Origin of the sequence: Aeromonas sp. s1(2024), assembly GCF_040908005.1 — a bacterium.
In the GTDB taxonomy this organism is placed as follows: domain Bacteria; phylum Pseudomonadota; class Gammaproteobacteria; order Enterobacterales; family Aeromonadaceae; genus Aeromonas; species Aeromonas caviae.
Genome location: NZ_JBFOCW010000067.1, coordinates 1 through 23,313, shown reverse-complemented (window position 1 = coordinate 23,313; position 23,313 = coordinate 1). Strand labels below are relative to the sequence as shown.

The following is a 23,313-nucleotide window of genomic DNA, read 5'->3' as shown; positions in this document are numbered from 1 at the left end:
GTCGGGCACCTAGTCTGGCCAGCAATCCTTGCCCACGGGGATGAAGCGGGACTGGTAGACGATGAGCTTCTGGTTGCCCGGCTGATTGATCCCGGGATTGTGGTAGGTCTCCCCGGGCAGCAGGTACTTGCTGTCCGCCTCGCTGTCCGCCTGCTGGCAGCCCCGTTTCACCATGAACTCGAAATAGGTGTTGCCGGTATTGGTGATGGCGCTCTGTGCCGGGTCCAACTGGTATGCAAAACGTGACTGACGCGGGCGCACCACCAGGATGGACTGCAGGGCCAGTTTCACCTCGACGGTTCCCCGGTGCTGCGTCTGGCTGCCTTCATCCACCTGGGCTGCCGGTGACTCGGTGAAGGTGATGCGGTAGTAACGCTCATGGTCATCGGCGGGCCCCTTGTAGTAGAACTTGACGTTCTGGGCATGTCTGGCGTGCAGGGTGAAGCGCCTGGGGGCAAACAGCAGCTCACCGGGGACGGTGGGCAGTGTTCTGCCTCTGGCCGTGGGGTCGCTGATTTTTTCCATTTGTATGTCGTACAGCTTGGGTGAAGCACTGTTGTTGGTCAGGGTTCTGGTAATGAACTCCTGCTCTGGCGCCATGGCAAGAGTCATGGCGCCGATGTCGAGGGCGGCGGCCTGTGAGGCCAGCAAGCCGCCCAGCAAGGGCCAAAGTAGACGATGCATGTTGTACTCCATGGTCAGCGCCAGGTCCCCTTGATGATGATGGTGCCGCTTTGTTCCACCTCGCCTTCCCACATCTCGTCGCCCATGGTGCGCTGCACCATGGGATCGGTCAGGTCGAATTCCAGCGCCAGCTTGTAAAACCGGGTGATGCCCTGGCCGTTGACGGGATCATTCCACTCCTGTGGTGGTTGATTGTCCTGTATTCCGAGGGTGCGAATATCCACCGGTGTGCGATCGCAGCGAATGGCGTGCCGTGAACCCGCTCCATGAGCCACCGAATCGAATACCAGCCTGGTAGGGATGGGGACGGCCTGTTCAGGTGCGAAGGAGCCTGCCGGATAGAAAGTGCAATATCCCCGATAAGGCGACCCCCTGTCCTGTGAAATAGAAATTTCCAGCATATCGGCACTGATGGGGCCGCTATCAGAGATATTGTATGAGAAGCTCAGAATGTCTTTTCCGACCTGCCCCTCCCTGTAAGGATTGCTGACGCCCTCCGAAGACAAGATGGATACGCTGAAGTCCCGTGGTTTTATATGAATTTCGGTTGTGCCGCTGAATTCATAGTATCCACTCTCGGGAGCATATCCATTCTTCATATTGAAGTTGATCAGACTGCGAGTCAGTTGATCTTGCAGTCCCAGCCTTACAACTTGTTTGAAGAAATTGCTGGACAAGAAAAGATAAACAGATGGCTGTCCTCTTAAATAGCTGATGTTGTAGCGAGAGCCTTTGCTTGCCCAATTTTTCAAATCTGCGCTCATTTGCAGATCCGCAGAACCAATGGCGCTATTCAGCGAGCTGTTTTTGACATTGGTATACATGTAGGGCTCGGTGTAGTTCTGACTGCCATCTTCATTGAAGTTGTAATCAAGAAAACGACACAAAATCCCATCTCGGGTACCCAGCCTGTAATTCTCACAGCCTTGTGAACCGGGCAAGACATAAGGAACACCATTGCTGTCCACAATGACTTCACTTATTGCATTGGTTTGTACGAAACGAAGATGGCCGGCCTTCTTGTGCTGCATGTTTCTGACGTACCAGTTTCCGCTGTTCTGATTGATACAGCGTTCACCGGCTGCCGCGTCATATTTTAGCGTGGTCCTGCACAGGTTCATCTCCCTGTTCAAAACAGCTCCGACAGGCATGGTTCGAAGATAATCAAAGAAACTTGCACTCAATTTGCCATGTCCCCACCCGGCAGATGCCCCAATGAGACCGAAGAAGCCCAAATCATCAACGACGGCCGGCTTGTTGACCGCCTCAGCGGTATCGGGGTCACAACGGGTATAAGACATGATGCAGCGTTGGTTGACATAAGGACGGCGAATAGGGCCGTTTTCCCACATATCGACGTTCCAGTTGTTGATATCGGTGTTGTATCCGTTATCAACGTACGCCAGGCTCACCTGACCATTTCCTTTGAGCGAGGTCCAGGCATTTGCGCCGGTCAGACGCGGATCCAGGCCATCAGTCGGCGCAACAAACAGGTTGTTGTCTTCCTGATTTTCAATTAACAGAAAATGGCGCAGCGCGGCATTCGGCCAGACGGTTTTGGATACAGCCGCACTGCCTTGCTGTGCCCAGCCGGCGCCAAGTGCAATGACCAGCAGCAATCTGTGTGTGATGTTCATGTTCAATACTCTCTCACCATGGCGTAGGTGGGCAGTCCTTGGCAGGTCACGATGCCGACCCAGGCCGCGCCCGTGTGTTGTGCAAGATCCAGGTCGGCTTCACAGAAGTCGCTTCCCCGGCGGAAAGTCAGCATGGGGTTGGCCTTGTCCACGTCCAGGGTGAACTCGCCGACCTCGTTGGTCACCGTGGTGCCGATGTGGTTGTCAATGCGGGCGTTAGCAAGCAGCGAGCCATCTTCTGCCCTGAGTACGCCAAACACGGTGACCATCTCCTTGATGCTGCTGCCGGCATCCAGAGTGGCGACGTTGCCGGGGAACAGGGTGTAGCGCTGCTTGCCGGTGTTGATGTCATAGCTGTCCTTGCCCGTCTTGCTGTTGAGCAGTTCCACTTCGTATTCCTGATAAGGCGGGAGCGCCAGGAAGGTCTGTTCCCCTTGCAGGGGGTAGTCCTGTCCATTCACCTTGGCGAGCATCTGTCCTTCCCGGTGGATGCCGGTATTGATGATGAGGCCTGAACCAGAGGTGCTCCGGCTGGATGCGATCACGTCGTTCTCCGTGGTGATCAGGGCACCCCGTGCAATCAGGTTGCCATTCACGTCGCCGCCATGACCGCGACCCAGCGTCATGGTGCCGCCGATGACCCTGTTCTCGAACCCCAGGGTGCCGGAAAGCGCCATATTGTGTGTGTCGCTGCCGTGCATCATGCGGGAGGCATTCAGCGCGGCCAGATTGATGGCTCCCTCCATGCGCTTCTGATAGTTGAGGTTGGCCGTGGTCTGGCCCTGCTCGTTGCTGCTCATGCCGAAGCTGAACAGATTGTCGAACGGGATGGAGTAGTCCAGGGTGATGCTCTTGTTGCTGAATCCATTGAGTGTGCCACTGTCGCTCTGCAGGCTGGCGCGCATGGAGAGGTTGCCGTATCGGCCCGCATAGAGGTGCTGGTAGTAATCCGCATAACTGCGATCGCTGTTCATCTGACGGTCGTGCGTGGTGTTGAAGGTCAGCTGGCCCATGCCGCTGACCCAGCCACCCAGATTGATCGTGATGCCGGCAGAGTAGAGCTCGGTTGCACTCACTCCCAGGGCATCGCCTGCATACAGTTTTTCCTGGCTGACCCACAGGGAGGCATTGTCATGGGCTTGCAAGGAAAGGCTGGACGCCAGCCGCCAGGAGTGATCGGTGGACAGCATGCTTTGTAACTGGGTGCCGAGGCGATCCGTGACCTGCCAGCTTGCGCGTGCCTCGCCGACGGCCGCATCCCTGAAAGCATAGGTGGTCGTCGCCAGATCAAGGGTATCCAGCGAGCGTGCCAGCGACAGACCGAGCAGGGGGGAATCGCCGCTGTGCTGGCTGTTCTCCATCATGCCTCCCCACCATTGCCATCCCCACTCCCGGGTAAAGCCCTGATTGCCGCCCAGCTTGGTGACTCGCTGGGTGGTCGTGCTGGTCAGGCGGCCGTCGACATAGACTTCGACCGTGACGTTGTAGACCCCGTTGGGGAACGCGGAGGTGTCGATGTGCTGGTTGCCGATCGCCAGGTTTTGCAGGCCTATCAGGCGTTCATCCCGATAGACCCTGGCCTCGCCGTTGGCGGGCATGAAGACTTGCACCGGAGTGGTCGATTCGTTGGTGGTCTGTTTTCGAGATTGCGCCTGGTTGCCATAGGATGCGCCGTAGAGGCGACCCGTGGTCAGGCCCGTCACCACCCCCAGGGTCTGCAGGTCCCATGTCGAGACCATGCCTGCTGCGATGCGGCGATCATCGAGATCCCGTTCGTACATGGCGCGGTAGATGTCGCCGCTCTGCTCCGGCTCACCCAGGTTGTAAAGGGATGCATCCACGGCGACATGGTGCGCGCCCAGCCCTACGGTACTCTCCAGCTGCAGGAAATTGGAGTCCTGGTGCCCGCTCTGGGGGGTATTGATGAAGGAGTAACCCAGGTTGTAGCGCTGTACGCCCGTCAGGGTGTCCACCGTCGGGGTCAGTGCGACACGGTTGTCAGATTGCCTCGCCTGGCCAAAGGCATCCCGTGACACCCGGATGGTGAGCAGCATGGCGACGAGGTCCAGCTGCATGCTGGCATCGGCATCGATCTGCAAGGCGCCATCGGCAGAAAAGGTGCGTCTTTGCTTGCTGGAGAGCAGAGTGGTAAGGGCATCGTTCAGCACGCCTTGCTGCTGGCCGGCACTGAAATCAAGGTGCAACAAGTGCAGCTTGCCGTCTTGCAGCAGCAGGGTGGCATTGCCGATGGTGTCGTCGGTCAGGGTGTCGATCCTGTTGTCCTCATCCGTGTATCGCAGGCGTACCGGTACCGCCAGCCCCTCTTCCAGCGCCTTGGCAAAACTGGCAGGAATGATGACGTTGGCAATTTTGAGAGGGGCAGCAGTGCTGGCCGAGGCTGACATCGCAATCAGCCAGGAGAGCGGCAACAGCCAGGCTTTTTTCAACATATCGAGCACCATGGTTCCGGGTGTGGAGATCGAGAGCCGTCACCCTGCAAGAGGGTGGGGCGGCACCGTGATAGGGGGTTACTTGATGACGACGAATTCCTGACCCAGCCAGAGTCCCAGGTGGCTCTTTGGATCACGCATATTGACCTGCTTGAACCGGCGTTGCTTGCCCGGCAGGTCGTAGTAGGTTTCCTTGCACAGCTCCTCGCCTTTCAGGCAGGGGCCATACGCTACCGTGCGATAGGAGGCATTGCCCTGGTTGGTGAGCGTGTCGTCCTTCAGGTCATAGGCGAACCGGTGCTGGCGTGGTGTTACCACCAGAATGGTGCCTATCTGTGCTGACGTGGTGGCAACAGCCTGACGGCGTTCGTTGCGCTGATCGTCGACGGAGAGCGCCGTGTCCAGCCAGCGGATGCGGTAGTAACGCTCCTTGTCATCCTGCGGACCCTTGTAAAAGAACCTGACGTTGTTTTTGGCATTGGCGGGCAGCATCAGCCGACTGGGTGACAACATCAGCTCGCCGCTGACTTCCATGGGGATCTCCTGCCCTCCCTCTTCCGGTGAGGTGATGCGTGTCACGCTGATCGTGACCAATCTGGCCTGGTCACTGCCATTTTCAATCTGTTTGGCGACCTCCTGGCTGCCTGCATCAATGAAGGTGGTGACGGCGCCGACATTGATCGCCTGGCTGATACCGGGAATGAGCAGCAGCCATATCGCTGCAATTTTCAGGTTCATGATGTGCCCCTAAGAGAACAAAGGGCCCCGCAGGGCCCTCAATGGTAAGCGGTGGATGAGTTAGCTCCAGTTCGCTACGAACTCGACGTTGACTTCACCGCTCCACAGGCCGTCCGGCAGGGCGTCAAAGGTGGTGGGGGTGCCGCTGGCAGTGGCACTTTCAATGTTGAAAGTGAAGGAACCCTGCGCTGTGACGCGTTCGGCATCGTTCTTGAAGCCGTTGGCAAGAGGAGAAAGATTCCCCCCCGTGATGCCGGCAGCGGTGTCGATCAGGGTGGTGTAGGCGGTTGTGCTGACCGGTGCGCCGCCCCACAGCACGCCCACATCGACGGTGGAGTCGCCACCCAGGTGATTCAGGGTGCCGTTCAGCTTCTTCGCCTTCAGGGTGAAGTCGGTCGCGCTGGCATCACCCTTGATGGCGACATCGAACAGGCCGTTGACGGTGTTGAACCCCTTGATCCCTTCGGCATATTGGAAGGAGAGGCTGGAGAGCGGGGTGACCACCAGCTCGGAAGTGGTGTCTTTCTTGGCAGTGGCCTGCCAGGTCGCGACGGCAGACGCTTCTACGGCGGCTTGAGCGGTGGCGGCAAAGCCCAGGGTAGCCACGGACAGAGCAATCAGAGTCTTCTTCATTACGATATTTCCTACATATCTTCTGGATGGTATTGACCACCCGGTTGGTTCATTGCCCGTCAGGGGCATGCCTTGCCACGTTGGCGACGATTCGACCGGTCGTGGCAGCCGGACCTGGAATATGTTTCTCCTCGGACCAGCTTGTTTTTTCGTCGACTAAGATAACGATCGGATCTGTTTTGATCGACCGAATGGTGCGTAGGAAAAATCTCAAAGGATGATGGGGCGCAAACTTTATAAAATAATTGATTTCCCTTTCCTTTCAGTGGGTTGTTGTGTCTCATGTATTTGATTTATATGTTTTTTAGGTCTTTTATTGCGGGAGGAAGAGCACAGGGAAAACCGGGAAGGAGGGGACATCAACGAGGGAGGGGACCCGGCCACCACCAGGCTCCATACGAGGCAAATAAAATGCAATATATTGATAAATATATAAAAAATAAATGAAGCTATAATGGTGATTAACTTGAGAATGCCATTTTTATATTTATTTAACATATTGAAAACAAGATCAAGCTGTATGGTGTCGTTGCTTGATTTGTAGTTAATATGCTCGTCGGACAGGGCTGAATAACGGATCTATATATGGCGAAGGTATTGATAGTTGATGATCATCCAGCAATAAGAATGGCCGTGAACATGTTGTTGAAACAGGAAGAACATCATGTGTTAGGCGAGGTTGATAATGGTGTTGATGCTATCGCCATGGCCAGGAACACCCATCCAGATATTGTCATTCTTGATATTGGAATACCTCAGCTTGATGGCATCGAAGTGATAAAGAGAATCAAGATGCTGGATATTGGCGCCAAGATTCTGGTGCTGTCTGCACAGTCCACCCACCATATTATGGTGCGGTGCCTGCAAGCTGGTGCCGAGGGGTTCTTGTCCAAGCTGGATGATTTGTATTTGCTGAAGGATGCGATCGCAAAAATAGAGAAGCGGCAACTCTATTACCCCCGTGACGTCATCGCCGGCGCCAGGCATGCCCATACGGTCGATCGGGAAGATCTGCTGTCGACCCTCTCTTCCCGCGAGATGAGCGTGCTGCTGCAGATTTGTCAGGGTCATGCCAACAAGCAGATTGCCCAAAGCATGCTGTTGAGCGAGAAAACCGTCAGTACCTACAAGACCCGGTTGATGAAGAAACTCAACATCACCAACATCGTTGATCTGATCAGTCTGGCCAGACGGCAGAAACTGCTGTGAACAGGGCGAAATTGCTGTTGCTTCTGCTGGCGCTGGTCTGGGTGTGGCCGCTGGCGGCCCAGGAACCGGAAGAGCCCCTGCTGCAAGTCTATTCGCGGGATGGCGGGGAATACCTCGATGCCAGCCCCTTGCCGCTGCATGGGGAGGAGTGGCGCTGGTTGCAGGAGCGCGAGCGGCTGATCCTGGGGGTGCCCAGACCTGACAACCCGCCTATGGACATCACCCTGAGGGCGAATGCTTATGAAGGGGTGACGGCCGACATCGTCGGCATGTTGACCCATCTGCTGCACATCGAGATCCTGGTGAAGGGATATCCCTCCAGGGCGGCTGCCATTGAAGCGCTCCAGCGGGGGGAGATCGATCTGCTGAGTACCTCCAATTCCTATGAGCGGGAACAGCATCTTCTGCTGACTGACAAATATATTGCTGACGACCCAGCCATCTATAAAAACATTCAGGTCAAAGAGCGAGAAATAAGAACAATAGCCGTGCCGGAGTATTATTTGCCGTTCATGGACATCATGCGCTATCTGTCGGACTACAAAATTAAAATATACCCGTCCCGCTATAGTGCATTGTCCGCGGTGGCATATGGTCAGGTTGATGCCGTCATGGTGGACATGATCTCCGGCAATTTCATCGTCAACAAGTTCTATCAGAGCAGCATTCAATTATTGAAGCCGCTCTATATCGATACCGCCGGTTTTGCCTTTGCCCTCAATCCCAAGGAGCGGCGACTCAAGAGGATCATGGATATCGCGCTGGGGGAGATCCTCGAGGGCAAGCGGGCGGAAGTGGCCAAGCGCTGGAATGGGGGGGGCCTCTCCATCGGTGCCAGCAGAATCGACCTGAGCCGCGAGCAATGGGAATGGCTGAGCAAACGGGAGAAGATCCGGATTGCGGTGAACAGCGGCATCCCGCCCCTCAGTTTCTATGACGTCACCGGTACCATGCACGGCGTGGTCGCCGATCTGCTGCAGGTCATGCGAGCCAAGCTGGGGGTGGAGCTCGAGGTGGTGCCTGCCAAGACGCCGGAGCAGATGACCCAGTTGCTGGATAGCGGCCAGGTGGATGCGGGGGTGTTGAGCCCTTCTGCCGAGCGCAGGAACCGCTATCTGTTCAGCCGGGCCTTTGTCCTCGATCCCCTCTCCTATGTGGTGGGGCTGCGCCACCGGGAGGTCCCCCCTGCATCGCTGCTCAAGACCGGCACCGTGGCCATGGTCAGAGGCTTTATCTCGACCCAGGCCATCGAGGCGGAATACGGCAAGCTGACGTCGCGGCAGTTCGATACGATTGAAGATGCCATGCGCTGTGTGGCGATGGATGTGTGCGATGTGACCATACTGCCGCTGCGGGTGGCCAAGTACTACGTGAACAGCAAATTCCCCGACAGCCTGATCATTACGGGGGAGCTGTTCGATTCCATCCCCATCGGTGCCGCGTTGGCGGTCACCCCCGCGCATCCCGTACTGCGGGACATTCTGGACAAGGTGATTGCCATCATTCCGCCGGATGAGCTGGAAGGGCTCTCCAACCGCTGGCGGGTCAATGTCAAACAGGAGAGTGTCTCCTGGCAGGAGTTGATTCAGGAGTTCGGGGTCTTTATCGCCTTGATCCTGCTGCTGACCCTCTGGGTTGGCCTGTGGGGGCTGTCCCTGCGCAAGCAGATCCGCGAGCGGCGACTGGTGGAGGGGGCGCTGAGCACCCAGCTCAAGTTCATCGCCGATCTGGTGGACGGGACACCTCACCCCATCTATGCGCGGGATTTGAACGGGATCCTGGTACTGTGCAACAGCAGCTATGCCAGCTTCCTTGGCGAGTCCAAGGTCAGCCTGCTCGGCACGGGCCTGGACGACGCGCGAACGCGCTGGCCTTTTCTTGCTCCCCTGCACGGGGATCTGGTGCTTTCCTGTGACAGCCGCCGTGCCCAGGAGGGGGATCACCGTCTGGTCCTGCCGACGGGCGGGGTCGACGTCTATCACTGGGTTCAGCCTTACTACGATCTGGACGGCAATGTGCAGGGGGGCGTGGGAGGCTGGATCGACGTCAGCGAACGGGTACGCCTGCTCGATGAGCTGGCGGTGGCCAGCCAGGAGGCCCAGGAGGCAAACCGTGCCAAGAGCACCTTCCTCGCGACCATGAGCCACGAGATCCGTACCCCCATGAATGCCATCATCGGCTTGCTGGAACTGGCGCTCAAGCGGGGTCGGCTGCACGAGGAGGATCAGGCCTCCCTCGCCATTGCCCATGGCTCGGCCAGCGATCTGCTGAGCCTCATCGGCGACATCCTGGATATTTCCAAGATCGAGTCTGGCCGGTTCGAACTTGCCCCCGAACCCCATGACATCGTGACCCTGACAGCATCGGTCGTTACCGTCTTTACCGCGCTGGCGAGGCAGAAAAATCTGCGGCTGGATCTCGTCACGGGCAATCCTTCCTGGGTGCAGATCGATGGTCTTTGTTACAAGCAGATCGTCTCCAACCTGATCAGCAACGCCATCAAGTACACCGAGCGTGGGTCGGTCACGGTGACGCTGGCCTCCCGGGTCAGCGATGGCTGGTGTACCGTGCAGCTCACCATTCTGGATACCGGAATCGGCATTGATCAGGCCGAGCAGGCCAGGCTGTTCGAGCCCTTCAGCCAGGCCAGCCAACCCGAGAAAATCCAGCAGTCGGGTACTGGGCTGGGTCTGATGATCTCCCGCTCCCTGTGCGAGACGATGGGCGGCTCCCTGCAACTGGAGAGTGCGCCCGGGCAGGGGACCCGGGTCAGTATCGAGATCAAGCTGCCGGTGGCCGATGCCGTGGCGATGCCCGCCACGCCTGCACAGGAGCCGGCGGTGGAGCCGGTGCGGCGACTGAAGATCATGGTCGTGGACGATCATCCAGCCAACCGGTTGCTGGTCAGCCAGCAACTGGCTTATCTGGGTCATGACGCCACGGCCGTCGAGTCGGGAGAAGAGGCGCTGCGGCTGCTGATCGGAGCCAGGGTGGATGTCATCATGACCGACTTCAACATGCCCGGCATGAACGGCTTCGAGCTGGTTCGCCAATGCCGGGAGCTGGAGCGGCTGCACGGCTGGCGACGCACCGTGATCCTCGGGCTGACGGCCGATGCGCGGCAGGAGCAGATCAATGAAGGGCAGGCGGCAGGGATGGATGACTGTCTGTTCAAGCCCGTCGGACTGGAGGCGCTCGATCACTGCCTGCGTCGGCACATGCAGCGGGAAGAGCAGAGTGACATGGTCGTCTGCATGGAGGAGATCCGGCGGTATCTGGGGCCGCTGACCGCACACCAGTCGACCCTGATGGTGCCTCTGCTGGCCGAGTTCGTGCGGGCCAGTGACGACGATATCGCGGGATTGCAACGGGCCGCGGAGGAGGGGCATGTCGGCCAGTTCATCGACCGCATACATCGCCTGAAAGGGGGCGCCAGGATCATGGGCACTCTGAAACTGGTGGCGACCTGCAGCGAAATAGAATCCTGGGAGCTCGATCAGGCCAGGCTGCCCGAGGCGCTGGCCCGTTTGCAGCAAGAGTACGAGGTCGTTCGGCTGGCGGCGACCCAACTGCAGGTGATGGAAGGGGAGGAATGAAGGCATGGGAACATGCCTTCGGCTCCTGTGGTCAGCCCAGCCAGTACACCATCAACTCATAGGCGGCTTCGCCCACCTGGTCCGGTCTGGCTGACGGGGCCTGATAGCTGAGGTAATAGCGGGTCGCCTGCGCCAAGGGGAGGGCGCGGCTTGCTTCGAGGGGTTGTCCGTTGAGCGCCAGCGTGATCCGGAGATCATCCTGCTGTGGCAGGGAGCCGTAGAGTGCGCGGGCTTGCAAACGATAGGTGGTGTTGAAATCCGGGTGGCTCAGGTCTGCTGCCAGGATCTGGACGGGAGCCTGTGCCGGATCCGAATTGATGGCCTGGAGGCCTGGGTGGGTAAGCGCTACTTCCATGTTGGTCTCTTTGCTGGCGGTGGCCTGCCAGTTCAGCTGGCTCACCTGCGTATTGGCGTGAACGGCGGCACTGCTGCAACCGATCATCACTGCCAGCACCATGCTTTTTTGAAACATAGTTATCTCCTTTGTCGGACTGGGCCCTCCTTGGCGAGGGCCTCCTCTTATCGGCGCTTTCCCCGAAAGCTGAACCGCTCTCCCCGGATTCGCCCATGAGTCGGCGGCAGATAAGGGGTATGATCCGCCCCCTGGCGCCATGCCATTGACGGAGGAGAGCCATGCTCGAAAATCAGATGATGTTGTTGGCGGTGTTTGAGCGGGCGGCGCTGATGCTGATGACGCTCTTTCTTCTCACCCGCACCCGGCCGTTTCAGCGATTGTTCCAGAAGCGTGACCACACCCCGGCCGAGCTGGTGCTGGTGGCGGCCATCTTCTGTCTGTTCGCGGTGTTCAGTACCTACACCGGCATTCCGGTGGAGGGGGCCCTCATCAATGTGCGGATCATCGCCATCATCTCGGGCGGCATCCTGTTCGGCCCCTGGGTCGGCATTCCGGCCGGGGTCATCTCGGGGCTGCACCGCTATCTCATCGACATGGATGGCCACACCTCCATTCCCTGTCTCATCGCCAGCATCATCGCCGGCCTGCTGGCCACCTGGCTGCACCTGCGCTGTCGCAAGTCGCGGCTCTGGCTCTATGGCATCCTGGCGGGGATGGCCTGCGAGGGGCTGACCATGCTGCTTATCTGGCAACTGACCGAGCCCCATGCGGTAGGTGTGGAGATAGTCAGTCATATTGCCTACCCGATGATCGCCGGTGCGCTCTGTATCGGGCTCATCATCAAGCTGGTGCAGGATCTGGATGACGAGAAGGAGCTGATTGCCGCCAAGCAGGCCAAGCTGGCGCTCGACATCGCCAACAAGACGTTGCCGTTTTTCCAGAACATTGATCGCCACTCCCTGAGCCAGGTGTGCGGCATCATTCGCAGCGAGATCAGCGCCGATGCGGTGGCCATCACCGATACCCGCGACGTGCTGGCCTATGTGGGGGTGGGCAAGGATTACTACGAGCTGGACGAGCATCACGCCATCAGCGACATGACCCACAGAGCGGTGCTGCTGGACCAGATCATCATCAACAACGATCTGCGCCAGTATCACCTCTCCGATTTTCACTCGGTCATCATTATTCCGCTGCGGGAAAACGGCGCCGTCAGCGGCACCCTCAAGATCTATTATCGCCGCACCCACAGCATCACCAGCTCCCTCAAGGAGATGGCGGTGGGCCTCTCCCAGCTCATCTCCACCCAGATGGAGGTGTCGCGTATCGAGCAGCTCAAGGAGATGACCCGCAAGGCGGAGTTCACCGCGCTGCAGAGCAAGATCAACCCCCACTTCCTGTTCAACGCCCTCAATGCCATCTCGTCGCTGATCCGCATCCGTCCCCAGCAGGCACGCCAGCTCATTGCCAATCTGGCGGATTACCTGCGCTACAACCTCAACAAGGGGGACACCCTCATCGACATCCAGGAGGAGCTGCAGCAGGTGCGCGACTACGTGGCCATCGAGCAGGCCCGCTTCGGCGACAAGCTGGAGGTGGTGTTCGAGGTGGACGACGTGCATATCCAGGTGCCGAGCCTGCTGTTGCAGCCGTTGGTGGAAAACGCCATCCTGCACGGCATCCAGCCCCGCAGTGCGCCGGGTCGGGTCACCATCGAGGTGAAGCAGCTGGCGGGCGGCATCCGGGTCGCGGTGCGCGACACAGGCTACGGCATCAGCCAGGCGGTGATCGACGGGGTCGCCGCCGGTCGGGTGGAGAGCCGCAGCATCGGTCTGATGAACGTGCATCAGCGGGTCAAGCTGCTCTATGGCGACGGCCTGCACCTCAAGCGGCTGGAGCCGGGGACCGAAGTCTGTTTCTATCTGCCTGATCAGGAGGCAATGCCATGCTGAAAGCGATCATTGTGGAAGATGAGTATCTGGCCCGCGAGGAGCTGGCCTTTCTGGTGGGGCAGCACAGCAACATCGAGATAGTGGCGAGCTTCGAGGACGGGCTGGAGGCGTTCAAGTATCTGCAGGATCACGAGGTGGACGTGGTGTTTCTGGATATCCAGATCCCCGCCATCGACGGCCTGCTGCTGGCCAAGAACCTGCACAAGTCCAGCCATCCGCCCCACATCGTCTTCGTCACCGCCTACAAGGAGTTTGCGGTGGAGGCGTTCGAGCTGGAGGCATTCGACTACATCCTCAAGCCCTACAACGAGCCGCGCCTCATCAATTTGCTGCAAAAGCTCGAACTGGCGGGCAAGTCCCAGCCCCAGGGTGCGGAGTCCGGGACGCCACAGAACCGCACCGTCAATCTGGTGAAGGGGGAGCGCATCATCGTCACCCCCTGCGAGCAGATCTACTACGCGGAAGCCGACGAGAAGCTGACCCATGTCTACACCCGTACCGATCGCTACGTGATGACCATGACCCTCAGCGAGTTCGTCAGTCGGTTGCCTGCCGAGGGGTTCTTCCGCTGCCACCGCTCCTACTGCGTCAACATCAACAAGATCCGCGAGATAGTGCCCTGGTTCAACAGCACCTATCTCATTCGGCTCCATGACCTGCCGTTCGAGGTGCCGGTCAGTCGCAGCAACATCAAGGCGTTCCGTCAGCTGATGCGGCTCTGATTGTTATTCATTCCCGCCGATCTGCATTTCATGCCGTAATCGGTCGGCGGGAGCGGCGTCTTGCCTATAGTGGCCCCAGTTTCCTTAAGGCCATTCCTCGAGACGCATCATGACCATCGATCTGAATCGCACCCGTTACCTCACCCTGTTGGGGACCATCATCACCCAGTTCGCGCTGGGATCCGTGTACACCTGGAGCCTGTTCAACGCCCAGCTCTCCGACAAGCTGGACGAGCCGGTCAGCCAGGTCGCCTTCGCTTTCGGCCTGCTCAGCCTCTCCCTGGCGGTGGCCTCCTCCCTGGCGGGCAAGCTGCAGGAGCGGTTCGGGGTGCGCAACGTCACCCTGGGCGCCGGCGTGCTGCTCGGCATCGGCTTCTTCCTCACCGCTCATGCCAGCAACCTGGCGATGCTCTACCTCTGCGCCGGCATCCTGGTCGGTTTTGCCGATGGTACCGGTTACCTGATGACCCTCTCCAACTGCGTGAAGTGGTTCCCGGAGCGCAAGGGGCTCATCTCCGCCTGCTCCATCGGTGCCTACGGTCTCGGCAGCCTGGGCTTCAAGTACATCAACCTGCTGCTGCTCTCCAGCAACGGCCTTGAGACCACCTTCCAGCTGTGGGGGCTGATCGCCATGTCCATGGTGCTGGTGGGTGGCATGCTGATGAAGGATGCACCCAAGCAGGCCGCCGCCGTGCAGCAGAGCGAGAGCCGCGACTTCACCCTGGCCGAGGCGATGCGCAAGCCCCAATACTGGATGCTGGCGCTGATGTTCCTCACCGCCTGCATGAGCGGTCTCTACGTCATCGGCGTGGCCAAGGACATCGGCGAGAAGATGGTGGGCCTGCCGGCCGTGGTCGCCGCCAACGCCGTCGCCATCATCGCCATGGCCAACCTGGGCGGCCGGCTGGTGCTGGGCATCCTCTCCGACAAGATGTCCCGTATCCGGGTCATCACCATCGCCCAGTTGATTACCCTGGCGGGCATGGCGCTGCTGCTGTTCGTGCCGCTCAATGCCAACTTGTTCTTCGTGGCAGTGGCCTGTGTAGCCTTCAGCTTCGGCGGCACCATCACCGTCTACCCCTCGCTGGTTAGTGACTTCTTCGGCCTCAACAATCTGACCAAGAACTACGGCGTCATCTACCTGGGCTTTGGTCTGGGCAGCATCATCGGCTCCATCGTGGCCTCCCTGTTCGGCGGCTTCATGGCGACCTTCAACCTCATTCTGGTGTTGCTGGTGGTGGCCCTGGTGCTCTCCCTCACCATCCGCCTGCCGGCTCCCGTTGCGGCTGTCGACAGGGCCTGACCCCTCTCGCTTCTCAAATCATAAAAAAAGACCCGGGCCTTGGCCCGGGTCTTTGCATGTCAAGGGGTGGACTCAGCGCGGGGGCAGACCCAGCAGGGCGCGCAGCTGGTGCGCGGTGGCCTCGACCGCCGCCCAGTCGCGGCCAGTGACGGTGACGTGGCCCATCTTGCGGCCGGGGCGGGCTTCGCCCTTGCCATAGAGGTGAAGGTGCACCCCGGGCAGGGCCAGGGCGCCGGCCCAGTCCGGCGTGCCGTCTTGCCACAGATCCCCGAGCAGGTTGAGCAGGATGGCGGGCTGAACCTCAGCCTGTGCCGGCAACGGCAGATCGCACAGGGCGCGCACCTGCAACTCGAACTGGCTGCAACCGGCGTTGTCGATGCTGGGGTGACCCGAATTGTGGGGCCGGGGGGCCATCTCGTTGACCAGTAGCTCACCGCCGACCAGGAAGAACTCCACCGTCAGCACGCCCACATAGTCGAGGGCGGCGATGATGTGCTCGGCGATGCGCTGGGCCTCGCGCTCCAGGGCGGGCACATTGGCCGGGGAGCGAGTCTGATCCAGGATGCCGCCGCTGTGCCAGTTCTGCACCAGGGGCAGGGCACTGATGGCACCGCTCGGACTGCGGGCCAGGGTGAGGGCAAACTCCCCCTCCAGCGGCAGGCGTTTTTCCAGCACGCAAGGGACACCGCTGGCGGCCAGGGCCGCTGGCAATTCGCCCGCATTGTGGATAGTCCACTGCCCCTTGCCATCGTAGCCCTCGCGGGCGGTCTTGAGGATGGCGGGGAAGAGGTCGCCGGGCAGGGCGGGCAGCGGCTCGCCGGGCAGCAGGGTCAGGTTTGGGGCGACCGGTACGCCGGCGCGGGTCAGGAAGGCTTTCTCTTCCCGGCGATCCTGACAGACACGTACTGCGCTCGCGGCCGGGCGCACCGGCTGGTACTGCTCAAGCAGGGCCAGGGAGACGGCGGGCACGTTTTCGAACTCGCAGGTGATAGCGTCGCAGCGGCTGGCCAGATCGCGCAGGGCATCGGTATCGTCATAGGCGGCAACGATCTGCTCGTCGGCGGCTGCACCGGCGATGCTGATGGGGTCCGGGTCCAGCACGATCACCTTGTAGCCGAGACGGTGGGCAGACATCACGAAGTAGCGGCCGAGCTGGCCGCCACCGAGCATACCCAAAGTGGCGGGGGGCAGTATCATGCCGGCTCCTCCAGGGTGAGCGCCAGCACCCGGTCGCGCTCCTTGGCGCGGAAGCCGTCGAGCTGCTGGTGATAACGGGGAGCGTCGCCATCTTGGGCGACAGACAGCAGGGACACGGCGAACAGACCGGCATTGGCGGCACCCGCCTCGCCGATGGCGAAGGTGGCGACCGGCACGCCCTTGGGCATCTGCACGATGGAGAGCAGGGAGTCCATCCCCTTGAGCTGGCGGGTCGGGATCGGCACGCCCAGCACCGGAATCGTGGTCTTGGCGGCCAGCATGCCCGGCAGATGGGCGGCACCGCCGGCACCGGCGATGATGGCGCGCAGGCCGCGTTCGCGGGCGCTGGCGGCGTATTCGAACAGCAGATCCGGGGTGCGGTGGGCCGATACCACGCGCGCTTCGTAGGGAACCCCGTGCTCCTTGAGGATGCGGGCGGCCGCTTGCATAACGGGCCAGTCAGAGTCAGAGCCCATTACCAGGCCGATCAGGGGAGGGGTGCTCATTACTACTCCTTGCAGTCAAACGTTTGTCTCTGGTTGGCAAAACAAGCCGGCATGCCGGCTCAGAATTTCTCGGGTCGCACTATTTCGACCGTTTGCAGGAACGCAATCATAGCGTAATCGGGGTAGTAACGGATCTTAATATGTTCCATCAATCGTTCGGCCTGCTCGCGAGTGCAGATCGCCTCCAGCCTGATATTGCCGCTTTCACTCCAGCTGGCGTTGCGTTCGCCATGGTCTCCCCGGCCCCGGGCATCGGTGATGGTATAGCCGCGCAACCCTTCTCGGGTCAGGGTGCGCAGCAGGGTGGGTTCCAGGGTGGCCTCTGTCACTATGGTCAACAGGGTGCGGGTCTCGGTCTGCATATGGCTACTCCATGAAGTGGCGGGCCCAGCTGTGGTAGAGCGGGATCCCCAGCATGATGTTGAACGGGAAGGTGACCCCCAGCACGGCGCTCAGCGACAGTCCGGGATTGGCCTGGGGCAGGGCGATGCGCAGGGTGGCGGGTACGGCAATATAAGAAGCGCTGGCGGCCAGGATGGCAAGCAGGGTCAATCCGCCGAGGGAGAGCCCCATCAGCTTGCCGACGGCCAATCCCAGTCCGGCCGAAGCGAGCGGCATCAGCAGAGCGAAGCCGAGCAGGAACAGACCGTGACGGCGCAGGTCCTGGCACTGGCGCGCGACAATGAGGCCCATTTCCAGCAGGAACAGGGCCAGCGCTCCCTTGAACAGGTCGACAAAGAGCGGTTTGAGGGGAGCGACCCCTTCCGGTCCGGCCAGGTAGCCGATGGCCATGCCGCCGAGCAGCAAGGTGACTCCCTTGCCGAGGAAAGTCTCGTGGGCCAGCATCCGCCAGCGGGTCTGGCGACTCACACCACGCGCCAACACTATGCCGACCAGGATGGCCGGGATCTCCATCACCGCCAGGAAGATGGAGAGCTGGGATTCGAAGTCGATGCCGCGCTCGGTGAGCCAGTTCACTCCGACCGCGAAGGTGGCCACGCTGACCGAACCGTAGTGGGCGGCGGTGGCGGCGGCATCGATCCGGTTCATCTTGATGCGCAGCAGGGCAAAGCCGAGCAGGGTCTGCACCATGCCGAGCAGGATCACCAGCGCCAGCTGGGGCAGCAGGGGGAGCAGGGATTGCTGGGCCAGCCCGACGCCGCCCTTGAGGCCGATAGCCAGCAGCAAAAAGAGGGAGAGAGTATCGTAGAGGGCGGGTGGTAGTTTGAGCTCGGAACGTACCAAACCGGCCAGCAGGCCAAACAGGAAAAAGAGAACAACAACATCCAACATGATGACTCGCGGGAGCAGTCCACAGGGTGGTTGCATGCTAGAGTGCATGATGCTTCGATAAAATCAGATTTTGATTGATGGTTGTTCGGTAAAAACTGATAAGGGGCCCGATGCTCAACTACAAGCAGCTCTACTACTTCTGGCATGTGGCCCGCAGCGGTGGCGTGACGCGGGCGGCGCAGCAACTTCATCTGACCCCGCAGACCATCAGCGGCCAGGTGGCCGAGCTGGAGCAATCCCTCGGCGTGGCGCTGTTCAACAGGGTGGGCAGGCGGCTCGTGCTGACGGCAGCAGGTCGCCAGGCGCTCGAACAGGCCGGGGCCATCTTCTCGCTCGGCGCCGAGCTGGAGCACTCCTTGCGCCACGCCAGCCAGGAGCTGACCATGCAGGTGGGGATTACCGCGTCAGTCCCCCGCACCCTGGCATTCGAACTGCTGGCGCCGGCCATGGCACTGGCGACCCCGCTTCGGCTGATCTGTCATGAGGAGCGGCCCGACCAGCTCTTCAGCGAGCTGGCCAGACACAAGTTGGACATGGTGTTGACCGACCGCCCGCTGCCCCCCGACAGCGGCATCCGCGGCTATAACCACGAGCTGGGGCGCAGCCCGCTGGCCCTGTTTGCCAGCCCGGCGCTGGCGGCGCAGGCCCGCAAGGGGTTTCCCGCCGCCCTGGAGGGGTTGCCTGTGCTGATCCCGGGTGAAAAGTCGGTGACTCATGATCGCTTGCTGGCCTGGTATCACCAGCAGGGTATCCATCCCCACCTGGTCGGCCAGTTCGATGACTCTGCCCTGATGAAGTCGTTTGGCAAGGCGGGGATGGGGATCTTTCCGGCTCCGCTCGCCATGGGGGAGGAGATAACCCGCGTCTATGGTGTCGAACGGATTGCCACCCTGCCCGAGGTCACCCTCTCCTACTATCTGGTCTCGGCCGGCCGTCATCTCTCCCACCCCGGCGTGAAGGCGGTGATGGAGGGGGCCAGCCAGCGATTGGCGGCACTGGAAAATAAAAAATAGAAATCTGGATGGCTATACATCCGATATGCGTCTGCCTATAATCCCCCCGCTTTGGCGCATCATGCTTAATAGGGAATCCGGTGAAAATCCGGAGCTGGCGCGCAGCGGTAAGGGGGAACGAAGCGACATCAGGGCACTGCCGTCAGGTGGGAAGCCGTCGCCGTAGGTCATCAGCCCCCCAGCCCGAAGACCTGCCAGAGTTCGTATTTCGGGCCGAGAGAAACCGGCCACGAAGTAGATGCTTACGCGAACTTAAGGATCTCTCATGTCCAAGAAATTATTGGCGGCTGCCCTGTTGCCGACGGCGGCATTTGCCCAGCAGCTGACCATTCCTGTCAATCCTACCATGGTGGTGACCGCCACTCGCGTCGCCCAACCTGCTTCCAGCGTACTGGCTCCCGTCAATGTGATCAGCCGGGACGAGATCGATCGCCTGCAAGCCCAGACCGTGACCGATGTGGTCAAGACCCTGCCCGGCGTGGAAGTGGTCAGCAATGGTGGCCGCGGTCAACTGAGCTCGCTGCGGGTACGTGGTGGCACCTCTTCCCAGACCCTGGTGCTGGTGGACGGCGTGCGCAGCGCCTCCCTGACCGCCGGCATGACCGAGCTCAACAACCTGCCCCTCAACCAGGTGGAGCGGATCGAATATATCCGCGGTGCGCGCGCCACCATTTATGGATCCGATGCCATCGGTGGGGTCATCAATATCATCACTCGCCCGGATCAGGGAACCAATCAACACAAGTTCAACCTGGGCGCGGGCTCCCACAAGCAGCGTCAGGCCGCCTTCAGCAGCGCCAGCCAGGTGGGTGATGCGGGTCAGATCAAGGTCGCTGGTGGTTTCGATGACGAGACCGGCTACAACGTGCATCCCATCGTCGGGGTGAACGATGGCGACAAGCATGGACACCGGGGCTATAACGCCATGGTGGATTATCAGCAGGCGCTGGCCAGCAACTGGGATCTGTTCGGTACGACCCGCTGGTTCCGCAATATTGCCCAGTACGACAGATCCTCTGCCGCTTCCGCCTGGGGTCCGGCGTTTCATCAACGCAATGAGACCTGGACCGAGAACCAGAGCTACCAGCTCGGCTCCCGCTATCATGACGAGCGCTACCTGAGCGAACTGCGCGGCGCCTTCTCCAAACAGGATGCCTACGACTACCCGGATACCAGCGGCCGCGATCAGTCCGCTGATCGACTCTATACCCGTCAATACACCCTGAACTGGGTCAACAGCGTCAAACTGGACGAGAGCTGGACCCTGGGGGGCGGCGCCGACTGGCAGCGCGACATGCTCGACGATAGTTCCCGCTCCTCTGGCGTCGCCTTCCCGAGTGACGCCGATGAGCGTGACAACACCGGGCTCTATGCCCTGGCCCAGTTTGACAACCAGGTCTGGCAGGCCGAGCTGAGCGGTCGCAGCGATGACAACGAGCAGTTCGGACGTCACAACACCTGGCAAACCGGCGCTGGCTGGCGCTTCGTTGAGGATTATCGCCTCAGTGCCCGTTACGGCACCGGTTTCCGTGCCCCCTCCTTCAACGATCTCTACTACCCGGGGTCCGGCAATCCGGATCTGAAGCCGGAAGAGTCGAAAAGCCACGAGTTGATGCTGGACGGACAGACTGCTGGTGTGGAGTGGCGCTTGACCGGTTATCGCAACGACTTCGAGCAGATGATCCAATGGGCACCGGACAGCCAGGGCATGTGGACGCCGCAAAACGTCGGTAAGGCGCGGATTGAAGGGGTTGAGCTGGAAGGGGAGTTCGAGACCGGCTGGCTGAGCCATCGCGTTTCCGCCGAATACAAGGATCCCAAGGACAAGGTCACCGACAAGCAGTTGCAGCTGATCTCCCGCAAGGGGGCCAAGTGGGTGAGCCAGGCGCAGTGGCAGCAGTTCGATGGCTCTCTGAGCTGGATCTACCAGGGTGAGCGTTATGGTGACGCGGCCAATACCACCCAGCTGGGCGGTTACAGCGTGTGGAACCTGGCGGTGGGCTATCAGGTTGCACCGTCCTGGAAGGTCTCCGGCAAGATCAGCAACCTGCTGGACAAGGAATACCAGACCTCGGTGGGTTACCCGGCTGACGAGCGTGCCTACTATGTGACGGTGGACTACGCACTCTGATCCCCTTGTCTGGATCTGAAAAATCAGGGGCCCTGCCATTGGCAGGGCCTTTTCTATTGGCGCCGGGCGGGAGTATGATCGCGGCCTCGCATTCAAGGGGGAGCTCAGGTGGCCAATATTCTCGTGTTCGACTCCGGTATGGGCGGTCTGACCGTCTATGGGGAGATCCGTCGCGCTCTGCCGGAGCACAACTATTTCTACAGTTTCGACAATGCCCACTTTCCCTATGGCGAGCTGAGTGAGGCGGCCCTCATCGAGGCTTGTACCGGACTGGTCAGCCACATGGTGGCCGAGCACGCCATCGATCTGGTGGTGATCGCCTGCAATACCGCCAGCACCATTGCCCTGCCATCCCTGCGTACCGCACTCAGCATTCCCGTGGTCGGCGTGGTCCCCGCGATCAAGCCTGCCGCCGCCCTGACCCGTAACGGCTACATCGGTCTGCTGGCAACGCCCGGCACCGTCAGCCGTGACTATACCCATGAACTCATTGCCCAGTTCGCCCCGGGCAAGCATGTGCTGCTGAAGGGGGCCACCGAACTGGTTATCGAAGCCGAGCGCAAGCTGGCGGGGTTGCCGGTCAATATGGCCCTGCTCAGAGAGGTGCTCGCAGACTGGATGGAAGGGGAGGAGAGGCCGGATACCCTGGTACTGGGATGTACCCACTTCCCCTTGCTCAACAAAGAGATCAAACAGCTGATGCCGGAATGCCAACTGGTCGATTCGGGTCTTGCCGTGGCAAGGCGGGTGGCGCATCTGCTGGCGACACTGCCGGTCCAGGCGCCTGGCGAGGGGACGGGACGTGCCTACTGCACGCGACTGGATGCTGGGGCCCAGAAACTGACAGCCCCCTTGCAAGCTTGGGGGCTGTCGTCACTCGAAGAAGTGGTGTACTGAATATCAGGCGTCGACGTCGTTGACGTCCTTCTCATCCCGGTCCCGCTTGTCATTTGCTTCACGCACTTTCAGGGTGCGCTGCTGATACTCCTTGTCATTGAGCGCGGCGATGGCCTTGGCCGCATCGGCGACAGGCATCTCCACAAACCCGAAGCCCCTGCGTTTGCCGGTGGCCTTGTCCTTCATCAGACGAACTGACAGTACCTGACCTTGCTCGGCAAAGAGTTCGCGCACCGCAATCTCGTTGGCGCGATAGGGCAGGTTGCCTACATATAAGGTACAGGTCTCCTGGCTGGTCGCCTGTTCGAGGGCGGTGGCAGGCGCACGGTTAAGGAAGAGCGGTACCACGAAACCGCCAATGGCCAGACCGGCGGCAAAAATGACTTCGACTTTCAGAGAGAACTGCAGGGCCTGGGCAACCAGATAGCCGAGCAGCGCCAATACCAGAGCAAGAACTGCTGCCTGCACATAAACGGGAAACTTGGATAAATTCATCTTTAAAGACCTTTTGTAAATGAAAGCAAAAAAGGTGCAACACTCTATTCACCTTCATGGTAACCAGCTTTACGACCAGACGCTACCATGGACCACTTGAGGCAAATTATCCGCTTCAGTATGGCATTCCTTCAGCCAGGAAGATCCTGATAAATGCCAATAAAAGAGGGCTGAAATCATCAGCTTGTGGATAACATTGTATATATACACTGGGTAAGTTGTTTCTAACTGGATAATTTGAAGTTTCCGTGACTTTCTTCAAAAAATCCCTTGTCATCGTAACCGGCCTCCCTATAATGCGCCCCTACCAGCACGGCGAACCACGCCAACCTGATGAGCTAGCTTCCTCGTGAAGCCAGCGCCGAAAGAAAAGCGAAAACAACCGCTTGACTTTCGAAGTGAGGAGCGTAAGATGCGCCTCCTCAACGCGATAAGCGTGACGCTCTTTAACAATTTGAATCAAGCAATCTGTGTGGGCACTCACAGCATCGAGCATCAAAAA

General features: G+C 60.0%; 19 protein-coding genes and 1 riboswitch. Of the genes, 8 read left to right on the top strand and 11 right to left on the bottom strand.

Features of this window, described 5'->3' with window-relative positions; all coding sequences use genetic code 11:
• Positions 1–9 precede the first annotated feature (9 nt).
• From AB5Y70_RS15995 to AB5Y70_RS15975, 5 genes are all read right to left on the bottom strand, one after another.
• Positions 10–684, bottom strand: a complete 675-nt coding sequence (locus tag AB5Y70_RS15995) for a fimbria/pilus periplasmic chaperone (protein ID WP_043153787.1) — start codon at positions 682–684, stop codon at positions 10–12.
• Between the two features lie 14 nt (positions 685–698).
• On the bottom strand, positions 699–2,321 hold the full coding sequence (locus AB5Y70_RS15990; protein ID WP_043153743.1) for a hypothetical protein: 1,623 nt from the start codon (positions 2,319–2,321) through the stop codon (positions 699–701).
• Positions 2,322–2,323: 2 nt separating this feature from the next.
• Positions 2,324–4,771, bottom strand: coding sequence for a fimbrial biogenesis outer membrane usher protein (locus tag AB5Y70_RS15985; RefSeq protein ID WP_223918057.1), 2,448 nt, complete (start codon positions 4,769–4,771; stop codon positions 2,324–2,326).
• Between the two features lie 78 nt (positions 4,772–4,849).
• Positions 4,850–5,509: a fimbria/pilus periplasmic chaperone gene (locus AB5Y70_RS15980; protein WP_045522689.1), complete on the bottom strand. Its 660-nt coding sequence runs from the start codon at positions 5,507–5,509 to the stop codon at positions 4,850–4,852.
• A gap of 60 nt (positions 5,510–5,569) precedes the next feature.
• Positions 5,570–6,142 (bottom strand): common pilus major fimbrillin subunit EcpA, encoded by a 573-nt coding sequence (locus tag AB5Y70_RS15975; RefSeq protein ID WP_010672341.1) that lies wholly within the window; start codon positions 6,140–6,142, stop codon positions 5,570–5,572.
• A gap of 585 nt (positions 6,143–6,727) precedes the next feature.
• On the opposite strand from AB5Y70_RS15975, the gene AB5Y70_RS15970 reads away from it, so the two are divergent.
• Complete coding sequence (locus tag AB5Y70_RS15970) at positions 6,728–7,351, top strand: response regulator transcription factor (protein WP_045522690.1); 624 nt, start codon at positions 6,728–6,730, stop codon at positions 7,349–7,351.
• On the top strand, positions 7,348–10,947 hold the full coding sequence (locus AB5Y70_RS15965) for a transporter substrate-binding domain-containing protein (protein ID WP_223930646.1): 3,600 nt from the start codon (positions 7,348–7,350) through the stop codon (positions 10,945–10,947). Before AB5Y70_RS15970 ends, AB5Y70_RS15965 begins: the two co-directional genes overlap by 4 nt.
• A 31-nt stretch (positions 10,948–10,978) precedes the next feature.
• On the opposite strand, the gene AB5Y70_RS15960 is transcribed toward AB5Y70_RS15965, so the two are convergent.
• On the bottom strand, positions 10,979–11,419 hold the full coding sequence (locus AB5Y70_RS15960; protein WP_045522692.1) for a hypothetical protein: 441 nt from the start codon (positions 11,417–11,419) through the stop codon (positions 10,979–10,981).
• Between the two features lie 161 nt (positions 11,420–11,580).
• Here AB5Y70_RS15960 and AB5Y70_RS15955 point away from each other — a divergent pair, with 161 nt between their 5' ends.
• From AB5Y70_RS15955 to AB5Y70_RS15945, 3 genes are all read left to right on the top strand, one after another.
• A complete protein-coding gene (locus AB5Y70_RS15955; protein WP_039040684.1) occupies positions 11,581–13,254 on the top strand; it encodes a sensor histidine kinase in 1,674 nt (557 codons plus the stop codon).
• A complete protein-coding gene (locus AB5Y70_RS15950; protein ID WP_039040685.1) occupies positions 13,248–13,976 on the top strand; it encodes a LytTR family DNA-binding domain-containing protein in 729 nt (242 codons plus the stop codon). Before AB5Y70_RS15955 ends, AB5Y70_RS15950 begins: the two co-directional genes overlap by 7 nt.
• A 109-nt stretch (positions 13,977–14,085) precedes the next feature.
• Entirely contained in the window at positions 14,086–15,279 is a 1,194-nt protein-coding gene (locus AB5Y70_RS15945; protein WP_185367322.1) for an MFS transporter, read from the top strand.
• Positions 15,280–15,351: 72 nt separating this feature from the next.
• Here the strand turns inward: AB5Y70_RS15945 and AB5Y70_RS15940 are convergent, their stop codons facing one another.
• The 4 genes from AB5Y70_RS15940 to AB5Y70_RS15925 are packed head-to-tail and all read right to left on the bottom strand — an operon-like array spanning position 15,352 to position 18,275.
• Positions 15,352–16,476 (bottom strand): 5-(carboxyamino)imidazole ribonucleotide synthase, encoded by a 1,125-nt coding sequence (locus AB5Y70_RS15940; RefSeq protein WP_069785510.1) that lies wholly within the window; start codon positions 16,474–16,476, stop codon positions 15,352–15,354.
• Positions 16,473–16,982: a 5-(carboxyamino)imidazole ribonucleotide mutase gene (gene purE, locus AB5Y70_RS15935; protein ID WP_042026785.1), complete on the bottom strand. Its 510-nt coding sequence runs from the start codon at positions 16,980–16,982 to the stop codon at positions 16,473–16,475. Before purE ends, AB5Y70_RS15940 begins: the two co-directional genes overlap by 4 nt.
• A 59-nt stretch (positions 16,983–17,041) precedes the next feature.
• The gene (locus AB5Y70_RS15930) at positions 17,042–17,344 is read right to left on the bottom strand and encodes a nitrogen regulatory protein P-II (RefSeq protein ID WP_026456329.1); all 303 of its coding nucleotides are present in this window, start codon (positions 17,342–17,344) and stop codon (positions 17,042–17,044) included.
• Between the two features lie 4 nt (positions 17,345–17,348).
• Entirely contained in the window at positions 17,349–18,275 is a 927-nt protein-coding gene (locus tag AB5Y70_RS15925) for a sodium-dependent bicarbonate transport family permease (protein WP_043153767.1), read from the bottom strand.
• 110 nt (positions 18,276–18,385) lie between these two features.
• Here AB5Y70_RS15925 and AB5Y70_RS15920 point away from each other — a divergent pair, with 110 nt between their 5' ends.
• The 3 genes from AB5Y70_RS15920 (at position 18,386) to murI (ending at position 22,316) form a co-directional block, all read left to right on the top strand.
• Positions 18,386–19,288, top strand: a complete 903-nt coding sequence (locus AB5Y70_RS15920) for a LysR family transcriptional regulator (RefSeq protein ID WP_043153769.1) — start codon at positions 18,386–18,388, stop codon at positions 19,286–19,288.
• A 35-nt stretch (positions 19,289–19,323) separates the two neighbouring features.
• Positions 19,324–19,502: riboswitch (cobalamin riboswitch) on the top strand.
• 51 nt (positions 19,503–19,553) lie between these two features.
• Complete coding sequence (locus AB5Y70_RS15915) at positions 19,554–21,419, top strand: TonB-dependent receptor (RefSeq protein ID WP_052814683.1); 1,866 nt, start codon at positions 19,554–19,556, stop codon at positions 21,417–21,419.
• A 108-nt stretch (positions 21,420–21,527) separates the two neighbouring features.
• Positions 21,528–22,316, top strand: a complete 789-nt coding sequence (gene murI / locus AB5Y70_RS15910) for a glutamate racemase (RefSeq protein ID WP_069785511.1) — start codon at positions 21,528–21,530, stop codon at positions 22,314–22,316.
• A 3-nt stretch (positions 22,317–22,319) separates the two neighbouring features.
• On the opposite strand, the gene AB5Y70_RS15905 is transcribed toward murI, so the two are convergent.
• Positions 22,320–22,811, bottom strand: coding sequence for an RNA-binding protein (locus AB5Y70_RS15905; RefSeq protein WP_029313407.1), 492 nt, complete (start codon positions 22,809–22,811; stop codon positions 22,320–22,322).
• Positions 22,812–23,313: the final 502 nt, after the last annotated feature.

Coding starts and splice junctions, on each gene's coding strand:
- AB5Y70_RS15955 (WP_039040684.1), top strand. CDS start 11,581: ATGCTCGAAAATCAGATGATGTTGTTGGCGGTGTTTGAGCGGGCGGCG.
- AB5Y70_RS15960 (WP_045522692.1), bottom strand. CDS start 11,419: ATGTTTCAAAAAAGCATGGTGCTGGCAGTGATGATCGGTTGCAGCAGT.
- AB5Y70_RS15980 (WP_045522689.1), bottom strand. CDS start 5,509: ATGAACCTGAAAATTGCAGCGATATGGCTGCTGCTCATTCCCGGTATC.
- AB5Y70_RS15990 (WP_043153743.1), bottom strand. CDS start 2,321: ATGAACATCACACACAGATTGCTGCTGGTCATTGCACTTGGCGCCGGC.
- AB5Y70_RS15915 (WP_052814683.1), top strand. CDS start 19,554: ATGTCCAAGAAATTATTGGCGGCTGCCCTGTTGCCGACGGCGGCATTT.
- AB5Y70_RS15930 (WP_026456329.1), bottom strand. CDS start 17,344: ATGCAGACCGAGACCCGCACCCTGTTGACCATAGTGACAGAGGCCACC.
- purE (WP_042026785.1), bottom strand. CDS start 16,982: ATGAGCACCCCTCCCCTGATCGGCCTGGTAATGGGCTCTGACTCTGAC.
- AB5Y70_RS15985 (WP_223918057.1), bottom strand. CDS start 4,771: ATGTTGAAAAAAGCCTGGCTGTTGCCGCTCTCCTGGCTGATTGCGATG.
- AB5Y70_RS15975 (WP_010672341.1), bottom strand. CDS start 6,142: ATGAAGAAGACTCTGATTGCTCTGTCCGTGGCTACCCTGGGCTTTGCC.
- AB5Y70_RS15925 (WP_043153767.1), bottom strand. CDS start 18,275: ATGTTGGATGTTGTTGTTCTCTTTTTCCTGTTTGGCCTGCTGGCCGGT.
- AB5Y70_RS15920 (WP_043153769.1), top strand. CDS start 18,386: ATGCTCAACTACAAGCAGCTCTACTACTTCTGGCATGTGGCCCGCAGC.
- AB5Y70_RS15905 (WP_029313407.1), bottom strand. CDS start 22,811: ATGAATTTATCCAAGTTTCCCGTTTATGTGCAGGCAGCAGTTCTTGCT.
- AB5Y70_RS15950 (WP_039040685.1), top strand. CDS start 13,248: ATGCTGAAAGCGATCATTGTGGAAGATGAGTATCTGGCCCGCGAGGAG.
- AB5Y70_RS15995 (WP_043153787.1), bottom strand. CDS start 684: ATGCATCGTCTACTTTGGCCCTTGCTGGGCGGCTTGCTGGCCTCACAG.
- AB5Y70_RS15940 (WP_069785510.1), bottom strand. CDS start 16,476: ATGATACTGCCCCCCGCCACTTTGGGTATGCTCGGTGGCGGCCAGCTC.
- AB5Y70_RS15945 (WP_185367322.1), top strand. CDS start 14,086: ATGACCATCGATCTGAATCGCACCCGTTACCTCACCCTGTTGGGGACC.
- AB5Y70_RS15970 (WP_045522690.1), top strand. CDS start 6,728: ATGGCGAAGGTATTGATAGTTGATGATCATCCAGCAATAAGAATGGCC.